This window comes from Gudongella ferriphila (assembly GCF_046224405.1).
In the GTDB taxonomy this organism is placed as follows: Bacteria; Bacillota; Clostridia; order Tissierellales; family Tissierellaceae; genus Gudongella.
On the sequence record NZ_JBJXRK010000023.1, the window covers coordinates 22,834 to 37,039 of the forward strand.

Here is a 14,206-nt window from a genome sequence, read left to right on the forward strand (position 1 = left end):
GGAGGAATTTAAATGTCAAGACCAGAAATTGCTAAAAAAATCAAAACAGGGGATTATATGACAAATTATCATGATGAAGGACAGGGATTCCCAGTGCTTCTTATACACGGATCAGGCCCTGGGGTAAGTGCATGGGCAAATTGGAGATTGGTAATACCTGAACTATCGAAAACAAAAAGGGTAATTGCTCCTGACATGGTAGGATTTGGGTACACTGACAGACCAGAAGGTTTAGTCCTTGATTTTAAAACTTGGGTAAAGCAGGCAGTAGACTTATTGGATGCATTAGGACTTGATCAGGTTGATATAGTTGGAAATTCATTTGGTGGCTCATTGGCGTTATCTATGGCAGTTGAGCACCCTGAGAGAGTCAGAAAAATGGTGCTAATGGGGGCAATGGGAGTTGAATTCCCAATTACCGAGGGACTAGATGCTGTATGGGGTTATGAACCATCAGTAGAAAACATGCAGAAAATAATCGGTCTGTTTGTTGACAATAAAGCAATTGCTACAGAAGATCTAGCTAAAATGAGATATGAAGCCAGTATAGAGCCTGGATTCCAAGAATCATTCTCATCAATGTTCCCAGCACCTAGACAAAAGTGGGTGGAGTTTATGGCTAGAACTGATGAGGAAATCAAGAATATCAAGCATCAAACACTGATTGTGCATGGCAGAGAAGATGAAGTAATACCTGTGGAGAACTCCTACAAATTATTATCTTTGATAGACGATGCTCAACTACACATATTTGGACATTGTGGACATTGGACACAGATAGAAAAATCAGCTGAGTTTAATCAACTAGTGGACAATTTCCTATCAGAGTAAGGCTTAAGCCTTGCTCTGAATTTTTAAAACAATGAGAAATATTTAAGATATTGAACGGAGGATTATTATGAGTTCTGAAATACACTCGATTATAGCTTCAAATTTAAAGAATGCTGAGAAAAACTGCGTTCCAGTCGGGAAAATATCTAATGAATACCCGCAACTGGCAATAAAGGATGCTTACAAGATACAGTTAATCAATATTGATAAGGAAGTAGAAGAGGGCAATCCTATAATAGGGAAAAAAATCGGACTGACATCCGAGGCAGTTCAAAACATGCTAGGGGTTAATCAGCCAGACTTTGGACACCTTTTGAAATCAATGGAAGTTAAGAATGGTGCTATAAAAAGGATTTCCCTTTTACAGCCAAAAGTCGAAGGTGAAATTGCCTTTGTACTGAAGAATGATATATCAGGACCAAATGCAACAGTTGAGGATGTATTGGAGGCAACAGATTATGTTACTGCTGCCATAGAAATAGTAGACAGTAGAATCGAAAACTGGAATATTGGTATTATTGATACAGTGGCTGATAATGCCTCATCAGGGATGTATATTTTGGGAGAGAAAAAAATTGACCCTAGTAAAGTTGATTTAAAGTCGGTTGAAATGAGACTATACATGAATAATCAGCTAATCAATTCAGGGAAGGGCGAAGCAGTATTGGGAGACCCTGCCTACTGTGTTGCATGGTTAGCAAATACTTTGCACGAATATGGTGTAACTCTTAAAAAGGGAGACGTTATCCTATCAGGAGCTCTATCAGCCATGGTAGCGGCTGAAGCAGGGCAAGAATTTAGGGCTTCGTTTACTGAACTAGGGGATGTAACCTTAAGATTTGAATAAGAAAAGGAGTGGGAAAGTTTGGATAGAGTCAAAGTAGGCATAATCGGTCCTGGAAATATCGGGTTAGATTTGCTGTATAAATTAGGTAGAAGTGAATACCTTACACCTGAGTTGATTGTAAACATTAGACATTCAAAGGGTATAGAGTATGCTGAAAAAATGGGAATAAGAACATCAACAGAAGGAGTGGCAGCAATACTGAAGGAGGAAGACATAGAAATAGTATTTGACTGCACTAGCGCAACTGCTCATGAGGTGCACGCACCTCTTTTAAAGGAAGCTGGTAAGTTCGCTCTTGATCTTACTCCAGCTGCAGTTGGACCGTATTGTGTACCTGCAGTGAATATGGATGACTCAATGCTTGAGTTGGACAATGTTAATATGGTTACATGCGCCGGCCAAGCAACAGTACCAATAGTTGCAGCAATCAATGAGGTTGCGGATGTGGCTTATGCTGAAATAGTTTCATCCATCAGCAGTAAGAGTGCGGGACCAGGTACCAGACAGAACATTGATGAGTTTACAGTCACAACTGCCAGAGCATTGAGAGACGTAGGAGGAGCTGATGATTCAAAAGTAATTATAGTATTAAATCCCGCAGAACCGCCAATTTATATGAGGAATACAATTTATACCAAGGTAAAGAATCCAGATATAGATGCTATAAAGAAAGCTGTAGAAGATATGGTGGAGAAAATAAAAGTATATGTACCTGGATACCAGATTCTACTGGAGCCAATAATACAGGATGATATTGTTACCACGATGATTCAAGTTGAAGGACTTGGTGATTATCTGCCAGTTTATTCAGGTAATCTGGATATTATCAATGCAGCTGCAGTAAATATTGCAGAGACATATGCCAAGAAGAAATATGGAGGTGAGAAGAATGAGTAGAATTTTTGTTACTGATACCACATTAAGAGATGGTAGCCATACAGTATCCCATAGATTTTCACCGGATGACATAATAAAAGTAGCAGGTGGTCTTGACAAAGCAGGTATTGATATGATAGAGCTTGGGCATGGAGATGGATTGACAGGCTCTACCATAAACTATGGATTCTCTGAGTTCACAGATTATGAGTTGATTGAAGCTGCAGCATCAGTTGTCAAGAAAGCCAAACTGGCGGTTTTACTATTGCCTGGGATAGGGACAGTGGAAGATCTTGAAAGAGCAAAAAAAGCAGGTGCAACAGCGGTGAGAGTAGCAACTCATTGTACAGAAGCAGACATATCCATGCAGCATATTAAGGCAGCCAAAGAGATGGGTTTATGGACTGTAGGATTTCTAATGATGGCACATTTGACAGATACCGAAAGACTTGTCGAAGAAGCTTTGAAGATGGAAAGCTACGGCGCGGACGTCGTTTATGCTACTGACTCCGCAGGAGCCATGCTTCCAGTTGATGTAACAGAAAAAGTTACAGCAATGAAAAAAGCGTTGAAGGTGCCGATTGGTCATCACAGCCACAATAATCTGGGTGTTGCTATATCAAACAGCATTGCAGCCATTGAAGCAGGGGCAACATATATTGATGGATCATTATCTGGCTTGGGAGCTGGAGCAGGAAATACTTCTACTGAAACATTGATTGGCGTAATGAATAGAATGAATTACGACCATGGAGTTGATCTTTATAAGGCCATGGATGCAAGCACAAATGGTTTGATACCTGTATTGAATGAGAAGGGATTATCACCACAGACAAATCTAGATGCTATGATGATAGGTTATTCAGGAGTTTACTCTAGCTTTATGCTGCATGCCAAGAGAGCCGCTGAGAGATTTAATGTTGATGTTAGAGATGTATTAATGGAACTTGGCCGAAGAAAAGCAGTTGGCGGTCAAGAAGACTGGATAATAGAGGTTGCTCATGAAATGAGCAAGAAAAACTAATCCCCCTTAGTTTTGGAATGAGGTAGCTTTTAAATCGAGAAGCTACCTCATTTTTAATGGTTACTTCCTTACTTCAGCAACAATACTTCTATAAGAATCAATTAAAATGGCTGTATCAGTACCAAGTGCTACACCGTTAAAACCTTGTTTAAAGTAATCATTTGATTTATCAATTGATCCTGCGAATATGAAACAGTACTTATTATTCTGTATGCATGCATTCAATATTTTATCCAATGCAAGTTTAAATTTTGGGTTGTCAAATTCCGAAGGTATCCCAAGAGCAATCGATAAGTCAAAAGGCCCAACAAAAATTCCATCAACACCATCTAAAGATGTAATTTCGAAAATGTTTTCGAGGCAACTCATTGTTTCGCATTGAGGGATCAAGAGTGACTCTTTGTTACAAGTCTCAAAATATGTAATAATATCCTTGGAAAATTTTCTATTGCCATAACCTGTTCGTCTTCCGGTAAAATATCCCCTACTGCCAAGTGGTGGATACTTTGACCATTCAACTAATTGTTTTACTTCAGCTACAGTCTCGATACAAGGGACTACTAAACCACTAGCACCTATATCAAGATTCCTCAATATTGAAGGTCTGGAAACATCACTAACTCTAACAAATGCTGTCAATCCTACAAGTTCAGAGGTTCTTAAAAAGTTCATAGTACTCTCAACACTGTATGGTCCGTGCTCTGTATCAACAATTATAAAGTCCAGACCCGTATATCCTAGGGATTCCACAACCTCTTCGCTTCCAAGCTCAAAAAAAGTGCCAAGAACATTCTTGCCCTCATCAAGCTTTTTCTTCACATTATTTAACAAAAATACCACCGTCCTTTCATATAATTACTTTACTGTTATCTAGTGTAAAAGTCAATATATACAAGACTAATGAAACTAACTGGTGATTTTGGGTAAATGTTTGTATGAAGGGAGTGAGGAAATTGATAGTAAAGACTTTGCTTGAAAATCGATCTGTAAAAGAGAGATATGAAACAGAGCATGGACTCAGTTTGTACATTGAAGCAGGAGAAAGAAAAATACTGTTTGATGCCGGTGAAACTGATGCCTTCATCAGGAATGCCAAGCGGATGGGGGTAGACCTGGCTGAAGTGGATATGATGATTCTTTCCCATGGCCATTACGACCATGGAGGAGGGATAAAATACTTTATGGACCTTAACAAGAAGGCTCTCATATATATACACAAGGAGGCTTTCAGACCACACGCCTCAATAAAGGAAGGAGAGAGGAAGGATGCGGGAATAGACGATAGCCTTCTCCATAATAACAGGGTAAGATTGGTGGATGAGGATCTGTATTTTGGGGATGAATTGGTTTTGTTTTCCCATATCAAGGGAAAGGAGATGGTCCCTCGAGGAAACTCCAGACTGTTGATGAAAAAGGATTCGGGATGGATAAAGGATAATTTTCACCATGAGCAGAATCTTTTGATCAAGGAAGGGAATAAGAGGGTTCTAGTGGTTGGCTGTTCACACCGGGGAATAGTAAACATTCTTGACCAATGTGAAAAGCATCTTGACAGGCCATGGACTGCAGTCCTAGGTGGATTTCATCTGTACGATCTCGATAAGAATAAAGAGGAGGACCTGTCCTTCCTAAAAGGAATTGCAGACAGATTGGAGGAAAATAATGCAGTCTATTATACAGGCCATTGCACAGGCCATGACCAATTTTCTCTGTTAAAGGAGATGATGGGGAACAGGATTCACTACCTTGCAACCGGTTCAATTGTTGAAATATGAACTGATTACAATAAATTGCCATAAAATTCCTTTTAGTCATTGAAACTGTGGGATTTGATTTATTTAAAAAATTATAAATAATTAGTGTAAAACAACTAATAATCGAGTATAATTGAAATATAGAGTGACAAAATATTTGGAAGACGAGGGATAATATGGCAAGGGAAAGAGAAAAGATATATGGATGTCTCCTTGGTGGTGCGGTTGGAGATGCCTTAGGTTACCCTGTAGAATTTATGAGCTACACTGAGATCCTTGATGCCTATGGTGAAAAAGGGATAGATAGCCTTGAGAGGGGCAAAGCCTTTATATCAGATGACACCCAGATGACACTTTTTACTGCTGAGGGAATCCTATTGACCTCATCAAAGGACAAGGTAGTTGATAACATATATCTGGCCTACCTGAGGTGGCTATCCACACAGGGCTATAATATTCCCGTCGTAGAAGAAGGCTGGCTTATCCATGACAAAAGATTCCATGTCAGACGAGCCCCGGGGAATACCTGCCTCTCATCATTGCAGAGTGGAAAGATGGGAACGATACATACTCCCATAAACCAGAGCAAGGGGTGTGGTGGTGTCATGAGGGTCGCACCCTTGGGTATTTTGTGTCCACCTGATGATGCCTTCGCATACGGAATGGAAACCGCTGCCATAACTCACGGGCATCCATCTGGATATTATTCTGCAGGTGCTATCGCAAGATTGGTATCACTACTCCTTTCAGGTGAGGATCTTGTTCGGGCAGTTGAGGATACAATTCGCCATCTTGAGGGATACGAAGACAGTGAAGAAACCCTTCATATCTTGCAGAAGGCCTTTAGACTAAGCCAGGAGGATATCGAGCCATTGCAGGCCATGAAGAGCCTGGGTGAAGGCTGGGTCGGTGAGGAAGCCCTGGCAATTTCAGTATACTGTTCCCTGAGATTCAAGGATGACTTTAAAAGTGCATTGATAGCATCAGTAAACCATGATGGTGACAGTGACAGTACTGGAGCAATAACAGGGAACCTTATGGGTGCAGCTCTCGGATCAAATGGAATTCCAGAGCAGTGGGGTCACAGAGTAGAACTTAATGACAAAATTAATATGATGGCAGAAAGATTGCATTACAAACATGAATTGTATTACATTTAATTAGCTAATACCTCCCAATATAGATTTCCCCTGCAAGAATTTTCATTCCTTTTGCAGGGGAAATTGTTTTCATTTGTTAAATTTCCATTATATACTTGCCTAAAGCGTAGGGATATTCTAAGATGAATATATAAATAAAATAAAGGCGGTGGTTGTCATTTCCGATATTAGAAGAGTTTATGTTGAGAAAAGGGAAGGCTTTGATGTTGAAGCCATGCATATGCTTCATGAAATCAAAGAATCTCTGAAGATTGATGGTGTGGAAAGGGTGAGAATTCTAAACAGGTACGACTTTACTTGCAGGAATGAGGAGAGCTTTGATGAAACCGTAAACAAGATTCTCTCAGAGCCCAATGTTGACCTTGTACATAACACGGATCTGCCTGAATTTAAAGGCAGGGCCCTGGCTGTTGAATACCTGCCTGGTCAGTACGACCAAAGGGCGGATTCTGCAGAACAGTGCATTCAGATTCTCCTTGGGGACATGGATGCAAAGGTAAAGTCAGCCAAGGTGTTTTTAATGGTTGGAAACATAAGTGATGAGAATTTCAGGAAAATCAAGGATTATCTCATTAATCCCATAGATTCCAGAGAGGCATCCATGGAGCTTCCCAGAACCCTGGAGGACCGAACTGTTGAACCTGAGGATGTGGAGATTCACAAGGGATTCATTGATTATTCCCAGGAAGACCTGGAGGAGTTCAGGATTTCAATGGGCTTTGCCATGAGTTTGGATGACATCATTCTTATACAGGAGTATTTCAGAAATGATGAAAAACGGGATCCATCCGTAACAGAGCTTAAGGTTATTGACACCTATTGGTCGGACCACTGTCGACACACAACCTTCTTCACTGAGATACAGAATATCAAAATTCAGGAGGGAAAATACCAGCAGGTCTTCCAGGCTGCCTTGGACAGCTATTACAGGTCAAGGGAGAAAACAGGAGTAAGTAAGCCTGTTAGCCTAATGGACCTGGCAACAATAAATGCAAGGGAGACAAGGCAAGATGGTTTGCTTGAAAACCTGGATATTTCAGATGAGATAAATGCATGCAGTATTGAAATCGATGTTGATGTTGACGGAAATATTGAAAAATGGCTCTTGATGTTCAAGAACGAAACCCACAACCATCCAACGGAGATAGAGCCCTTTGGTGGGGCTGCGACATGTCTTGGTGGAGCTATTAGAGATCCTCTATCCGGACGAAGCTATGTCTACCAGGCAATGAGGGTAACAGGAAGTGGAGACCCAAGAACACCAATGGAAGAGACAATCCCTGGTAAGCTTCCACAGAGAAAAATAACCAAGGAAGCAGCAAAGGGCTACAGCTCCTATGGAAACCAGATAGGACTGGCAACCGGACAGGTCACTGAAATCTACCATGAGGGATATATAGCAAAAAGGATGGAGGTTGGTGCAGTTATTGCTGCAGCTCCAAAGTCAAATGTCATTAGAATGGCTCCAAAGCCGGGAGACATTGTCCTACTGGTTGGAGGAAAGACAGGAAGGGACGGTATCGGTGGAGCAACCGGATCGTCCAAGTCCCACACGGAGGAATCATTGGAAACATCAGGAGCAGAGGTCCAGAAGGGTAATGCACCTGAGGAGAGAAAAATACAGAGGCTCTTCAGAAAACCAGAGCTTGCGAGACTGATAAAGAAATGCAACGACTTTGGAGCAGGTGGAGTATCTGTTGCAATAGGAGAGCTTGCAGATAGTATTACAATTGACCTTGATGTAATTCCCAAGAAGTACGATGGTCTTGATGGAACAGAGCTTGCAATCTCCGAGTCCCAGGAGAGGATGGCTGTTGTGATAGATCCCAAGGATATGGAAGCCTTCAAGGAGCTTGGAAGCCAGGAGAATCTGGAGGTAACAAAGGTTGCTGACATAACCGACACAGGCAGACTTGTCATGAACTGGAGAGGAAATAGCATACTGGATATCAAGAGGGACTTTCTTGACACAAACGGGTCCAGACAATTTGCTGATGTTGTACTAGGTGCTCCAAGAGAAGGGGAAAAGCCTGTCAAAACCTACCAAAGCTTCAGGGAGGGTATGGAAAAGACCCTGTCAGACCTTAACGTATGCTCACAGAAGGGCATGAATGCGATGTTTGACAATACAGTAGGTGCAGCAACGGTCCTCATGCCTGAGGGAGGAAAACATAGGCTGACCCCGATTGAAGGAATGTCAGCAAAGATTCCAGTACTCCAGGGAGACACAAGAACAGCAAGCCTTATGACCTTTGGGTACGATCCTGAAATATGCCAGTGGAGCCCATATCACGGTGGAGTCTACTCGGTGATAGAGGCAATCTCAAAGCTTGTTGCAATGGGAGGGGACTACAAGAAGGCAAGGCTTAGCATGCAGGAATATTTTGAAAAGCTGGAGAAGGACCCCATTAAGTGGGGCAAGCCCTTCAGTGCACTTCTTGGAGCCTACAGTGCACAGGATGAACTGGGAATAGCAGCAATAGGAGGAAAGGACTCAATGTCTGGAACCTTCAACGATATTTCAGTGCCTCCTACAATAATAACCTTTGCAGTGACAACAGAAAGCACAGACAAGGTTCTTTCACCTGAGTTCAAGAAGACCGGTTCACAGGTCTATCTTGCGGAAGTAATGCCTGATGAAAATGACCTTCCTGACTTCCAGCAGGTAAGAGATGTTTACAGTGAGATTAAGAAGCTTGTTGACCAGGGAATAATCCTGTCTGCAAAGACCGTTTCAAAGGGAGGAATTGCTGGAGCCATAGCCAAGATGAGCTTTGGAAACAAGCTAGGCTTCAGGTTTGAAAATATTGATGTTAAAGAGCTATATGAAAAGAAGACGGGAAGCATCCTGATTGAAGTGGGACCAGAGGATTCTGAAAAGCTTTCAGGAAACTTCAGAAAAATCGGTGAAACAACCTCCCAGGAGCAGCTTGTGTTTGGAGATGAGTCGGTTGACCTTGACAGCCTCATAAAGCTTTGGCTGGGGACCCTTGAGGGAGTATTCCCAATCAAGCTGGATGTGGACGAGGAGATCAGAAATCTTAAGAGCGATGCAGAACCAAAACCATATGGAGGCATCAGGATTGCCAAGCCAAGGGTATTTATACCTGTATTCCCGGGAACAAACAGCGAGTATGATTCAGTTAGGGCATTCCAGAAGGCTGGAGGAATTGTAAGCAGCACAGTCTTCAGAAACCAGAATTCCCAGGATATAAACGATTCACTCAAGGAATGGGCAGAGGAAATCTCAAAGAGTCAGATCCTTATGATTCCAGGAGGCTTCAGTGCTGGAGATGAGCCTGAGGGATCCGGAAAATTCATTGCAACAATATTCAGGAACCCATACCTTACAGAGGCAGTGATGGACCTTCTCAAGAACAGGGATGGTCTAGTGCTGGGAATCTGCAACGGATTCCAGGCACTTATAAAGCTGGGACTTCTGCCAAACGGGGAGATAGGTACCATAGATGAGAATTCGCCTACAATAACCTTCAACAGGATTGGTAGACACATATCTCAGCTACAGCCAGTAAGGATAGTGTCAAAGCTTTCTCCGTGGTATGCAAACACCCAGGTAGGGGAGGTTTACACAATGCCTCTTTCCCACGGCGAGGGAAGGTTTGTGGCCAAGGGTGATGTGCTTAGGAAGCTGATCGAAAACGGCCAGATTTCATCACAGTACGTTGACCTTGATGGAAATGCAACCTATGATGGTTTCTACAATGCAAATGGGTCATTGATGGCTGTGGAGTCATTGACCAGCCCTGATGGAAGGGTCCTGGGCAAGATGGGTCACTCGGAAAGGATAGCAGAGGACATATACAAAAATATACCTGGTGAAAAAGACCAGCGACTTTTCAAGGCTGGAATTGATTACTTCGGATAATAAAAAACAACTCAATAAAGAGAGGATAGCTTTAAATCAAGCTATCCTCTTATTTTTTACAGTCTATCCTGGTCCTTGAGCTCCTTAAGGAAATATGGCATCTGGACTCTCCACCAGGGCCAATCATGGTCAACATCCTTGCCCCAATAGTCAATCCACGCTGGAACGTCCTTGCTCCTGAGAATTTCCTCCATTGCCTTGGTGTCCCGTATTGTATCCTCCTCCCAGTTTCCAAGACCTGTACAAATTATGATATTCCCGTTCCTGTATAGATGAAGGTATTCATCATTATCAAGGTTTCTGAGATAATCCACCGGTGAATTAAGGTATACGTCAGTATCAGAGGTATTGTCTCCAACAAAGAATCTGGCATCATAGATGCCGCTTAAGGCAATCAAGGTATCGAATACGTCGGGATGCCTGAAATAGAAGTTGGCGCTGTGGTAGGCTCCCATGCTGCAACCCGTAGTGATCATCGGTCCCTGCCATCCGCTATGCTCCTTCACAAAGGGAATGAACTCGTCGATGATATATGAATCGTAATCATTGTGTCTTTTAGCCATGTCTCCAGGCCATGCACCCTTGTTAAGCCAGGATTCGCTGTCTACGCTGTCGACAGTGTAGAATCTAACGTAACCAGCTTCAATAAACCTCTGGCAGGCCTCAATCATTCCGAAATCCTCATACTCGTAAAACCTTCCACCGGAGGAAGGGAATACAATAATGGGTTTTCCTGAGTGCCCATAGGTTTTAAAGGGCATGACCCTATTTAGTTTCTCGCTGTAGAATTCATGGTATTCGATATTCATGGTGAAAACCTCCCTAATTTAGTAAAATCAGCTGTTGCCTAATATAAAATCAGCAGCCTCCCTTACTTCTTCAAAGCTTTCTGACCTGAGGATAAATGAATAGTCTCCAAGTGCCGCGGAGAATATTGATGCAATGGACCCATCCGTGACGATTACATGACCATGGTTTTCATGAGCCAGCTTACTGATCCAATCAAAGTCAGTGTCAATTTTCTTCTTTATACCCACAAAGCCACAAGAGTATCTTGTTTTGGGGAAATCACCAATATCTTTTCCTGAAACCATCAATGCATATTTCTTGAAAACATCGATATCATTTGCATAATTAAACATATCCAGGGAAAGACCTCCAGGTGGTCTGACGTTTACCTCAAGGGCTATCAACCTTCCATCCGGAGTCCTGAAGAATTCTATATGAAAGAATCTTTCTTTCAATCCAAACTCCTTAACAGCCTTTAGTCCATAGTCCATAAGATCTGATGGAATTTCAATCTGGTTGTAGTAGAACTGATTAAGACCATCATTCACAGTCTCCATGACCCCAGTTCCAAATATGAAGGAGTTCATAAAGACAACCCTGCCATCCTTGTCTGCAAGTCCATCGAAGGTGTGAATTTCACCCTGGATGAATTCCTCCATAATGTAGTTCGTTGAGGGCTTGGAGTTGTAGAAGTTGATAAGCTCCTCCTGGTTTTTTATCTTATAGGTATTGGCAGCACCAACCCCGTTGTCAGGCTTTGCACACACCGGGTAGCCCACCTCCTTGATGAAGCTCCTGGCATCATCCATAGTGGGAACCACCTGCCCCCTTGCTACAGGTATACCTGCATTCTTAAAATGCTGCTTCATCTGGGATTTCATTTTTATTGAAGGTATGTGAGAGGTTTTGAAGCCTTCCACATTGAAATCAGTCCTTAATTTTGCATCCTGCTCAATCCAGTACTCATTGTGGGACTCTATGTAGTCCAGCTTCCCATACTTGTAGGTGAAGTATCCACATGCGCGTACCATCTGGTCATAGTCCTCCATATCATCAACCTTGTAGTACTCGGTCATGGCATCCCTTAAATCCTGGTCAAGGGAATCATAGGATTCAGAGCCCAGACCTAGAACTTTGACACCTTCATTTTTAAGGGCAATGGCAAAATATTTGTAATTGGCAGGGAAATGAGGTGATATAAATACGTAATTCATGGTTGGCTCCTTTCTGCAGAATCTGCTTTTTATATTTTAAAGATAATTATAACAGCTACAAAATTAAAATGCTACAAAATTTAGAAACTTCAGAAAATAATTTTTCGTAACTTTTAAAGGTCATAGGTCCACTAGAAGTTGCTTAGGATATCATAGATACCATAAAATGACAAAAATATCAAAAAAAACGTGAATATCTGAACAAATAAAGTATAATGGAGTAAAGGATAAAACTTACCATTACTAAACGGGAGGTTTTCATGGAAAACATTGAGATTAAAATATGCTCAGAAGTATCGGATGAAGACATATACCTGGCTTTTAAGGAAGGGTTTTCAGACTACATAGTAAAATTTGATCTAAGCAAGGATCAATTTTTGGAAAGGTTCTTTGGAGCTGAAGGGAATAAACGAGAACACTCTCACATCGCCTATGATATGAATAGGCCGGTGGGTGTGGTTCTTGGTGGAATCATTACCTATGATGACATAAGGACCTTCAGATGCGGTACCCTTTCAGTGGTACCTACCTACAGAAAAAAGGGTGTTGGCCGACAACTTATGAAAAGGCATGAGGAGATTGGAAGGAAAAATCGTTGCCAGATGATGATGCTGGAGGTTATTTCCGGGAATGACAGAGCAGTTGATTTCTATGAAAAACTTGGGTATGAAAAGGCATACTTTCTAAGATACTACACATTGAAGGAGCTTCGCAAATTCCCGGACAGGACCTTGGATGTTGAGAAGATAAGACCGGAAATGATAAAGAGAATAAAGCCCATACTAAATGAGACCCATATAAACTGGCAGAACTCACTGGATTACACAGATAAGCTGGAGGGGATAGAGTACTACGGGATAACCAGCAGATCAAACCTTTCAAGCTTTATAATATTTGACCAGATGGGCAAGATTTACAGGATGTGGACCCATCCGGGACACAGGAGAGAGGGACATGGAGTTGCACTCTTACATAAGGTAATTGAAGTTACAGGAAAGCAGGAGCTCCATATGAGCGTATCCAGCAATGCAGGAATTTCCAACTTTCTGAGAAGGTTTGGTTTCCAGAAGGACAACTTGTATCAATTTGAGATGATCAAGCCGATAATCTAATATGTAGAAATTAAAACGAGGTGGAGCATGCTCCACCTCGTTTGCATCTTACATCATTGCTCTATTCCCACCATTGAACCACACTGTGAAGTGCAATCCAGAATGGACCTTCAACATCTTCTACCTCTAGATGTGCTTCAAGTCCATCTGATGAGATGTGTGGATTGTAATTGAACTGTCCAAGTGCGTTTGTCATCTTACCATTCCTAAGTGTTGGCAACGGAGTTGATCCAATCCATACATGGGCCTCGTCCAACCAGTAATCATAATCAAGATCTTCATCTATCATATAAGTTACTTCTACATCGAACAATCCAACTTCAGAACCTGCTGTCACTGTAACTTCAACTGTACCTACCTTGAAGCCGTTGGACAGGATGTTCTGCCCAGCTGCTGCATAAAGGTCAAACTCATAAGTTCCAACTTCTGAGATCTCAGTTGTCCAACCCCAGTTAGTGGTTTTTACATAATCCCAAATTGCATCTGATTCGCCTGGGAGGTAACCCCATGCTGTTTCAGACATCAGCTGCAGGTTGTACTTGTTGTTGATTTCTATTTCAACTGCATCCTCTTCATCTCCAGCAACTACTAGTATGCTGTTTCCATTTGGATAGCTGGTTGTCCAGCCTTCGATTGAAACTTCAGATACGGTGTATTCACCAGGAGGCAATGGACCAATGATTTCCTCCCAAACACCAAATTCATCAGGTTCA

The 14,206-nt window shown here is 41.9% G+C and carries 12 protein-coding genes; 8 read left to right on the forward strand and 4 right to left on the reverse strand.

From position 1 onward, the window contains the following. The first annotated feature begins 12 nt into the window (after positions 1–12). The 4 genes from ACKVDP_RS10740 (at position 13) to dmpG (ending at position 3,578) form a co-directional block, all read left to right on the forward strand. Positions 13–831 (forward strand): alpha/beta fold hydrolase, encoded by an 819-nt coding sequence (locus ACKVDP_RS10740; protein WP_409228853.1) that lies wholly within the window; start codon positions 13–15, stop codon positions 829–831. Positions 832–898: 67 nt separating this feature from the next. Beyond that, the gene (locus ACKVDP_RS10745; RefSeq protein WP_409228854.1) at positions 899–1,678 is read left to right on the forward strand and encodes a 2-keto-4-pentenoate hydratase; all 780 of its coding nucleotides are present in this window, start codon (positions 899–901) and stop codon (positions 1,676–1,678) included. 18 nt (positions 1,679–1,696) lie between these two features. Then, the gene (locus tag ACKVDP_RS10750; RefSeq protein WP_409228855.1) at positions 1,697–2,575 is read left to right on the forward strand and encodes an acetaldehyde dehydrogenase (acetylating); all 879 of its coding nucleotides are present in this window, start codon (positions 1,697–1,699) and stop codon (positions 2,573–2,575) included. Continuing rightward, positions 2,568–3,578: a 4-hydroxy-2-oxovalerate aldolase gene (gene dmpG / locus ACKVDP_RS10755; protein ID WP_409228856.1), complete on the forward strand. Its 1,011-nt coding sequence runs from the start codon at positions 2,568–2,570 to the stop codon at positions 3,576–3,578. The genes ACKVDP_RS10750 and dmpG overlap by 8 nt, the downstream gene beginning before the upstream one ends. A gap of 60 nt (positions 3,579–3,638) precedes the next feature. On the opposite strand, the gene ACKVDP_RS10760 is transcribed toward dmpG, so the two are convergent. After that, positions 3,639–4,409, reverse strand: coding sequence for an HpcH/HpaI aldolase family protein (locus ACKVDP_RS10760; protein WP_409228857.1), 771 nt, complete (start codon positions 4,407–4,409; stop codon positions 3,639–3,641). Between the two features lie 122 nt (positions 4,410–4,531). Between ACKVDP_RS10760 and ACKVDP_RS10765 the strand changes: the two genes are divergently transcribed. The 3 genes from ACKVDP_RS10765 (at position 4,532) to ACKVDP_RS10775 (ending at position 10,378) form a co-directional block, all read left to right on the forward strand. Beyond that, positions 4,532–5,353 carry an MBL fold metallo-hydrolase gene (locus ACKVDP_RS10765; protein ID WP_409228859.1) on the forward strand — a complete coding sequence of 274 codons (822 nt, stop codon included), beginning with the start codon at positions 4,532–4,534 and terminating at the stop codon, positions 5,351–5,353. A 155-nt stretch (positions 5,354–5,508) separates the two neighbouring features. After that, positions 5,509–6,492 carry an ADP-ribosylglycohydrolase family protein gene (locus tag ACKVDP_RS10770; protein WP_409228861.1) on the forward strand — a complete coding sequence of 328 codons (984 nt, stop codon included), beginning with the start codon at positions 5,509–5,511 and terminating at the stop codon, positions 6,490–6,492. Positions 6,493–6,640: 148 nt separating this feature from the next. After that, on the forward strand, positions 6,641–10,378 hold the full coding sequence (locus tag ACKVDP_RS10775; RefSeq protein WP_409228862.1) for a phosphoribosylformylglycinamidine synthase: 3,738 nt from the start codon (positions 6,641–6,643) through the stop codon (positions 10,376–10,378). Positions 10,379–10,434: 56 nt separating this feature from the next. Here the strand turns inward: ACKVDP_RS10775 and ACKVDP_RS10780 are convergent, their stop codons facing one another. Next, on the reverse strand, positions 10,435–11,187 hold the full coding sequence (locus tag ACKVDP_RS10780) for an esterase family protein (RefSeq protein ID WP_409228863.1): 753 nt from the start codon (positions 11,185–11,187) through the stop codon (positions 10,435–10,437). A gap of 27 nt (positions 11,188–11,214) precedes the next feature. After that, positions 11,215–12,381, reverse strand: coding sequence for an ATP-grasp domain-containing protein (locus tag ACKVDP_RS10785; RefSeq protein WP_409228864.1), 1,167 nt, complete (start codon positions 12,379–12,381; stop codon positions 11,215–11,217). A 260-nt stretch (positions 12,382–12,641) separates the two neighbouring features. Here ACKVDP_RS10785 and ACKVDP_RS10790 point away from each other — a divergent pair, with 260 nt between their 5' ends. Continuing rightward, a complete protein-coding gene (locus tag ACKVDP_RS10790) occupies positions 12,642–13,493 on the forward strand; it encodes a GNAT family N-acetyltransferase (RefSeq protein ID WP_409228866.1) in 852 nt (283 codons plus the stop codon). Positions 13,494–13,554: 61 nt separating this feature from the next. On the opposite strand, the gene ACKVDP_RS10795 is transcribed toward ACKVDP_RS10790, so the two are convergent. Beyond that, positions 13,555–14,206 (reverse strand): hypothetical protein (locus ACKVDP_RS10795; protein ID WP_409228867.1); only part of this gene is annotated, 652 nt, incomplete at its 5' end.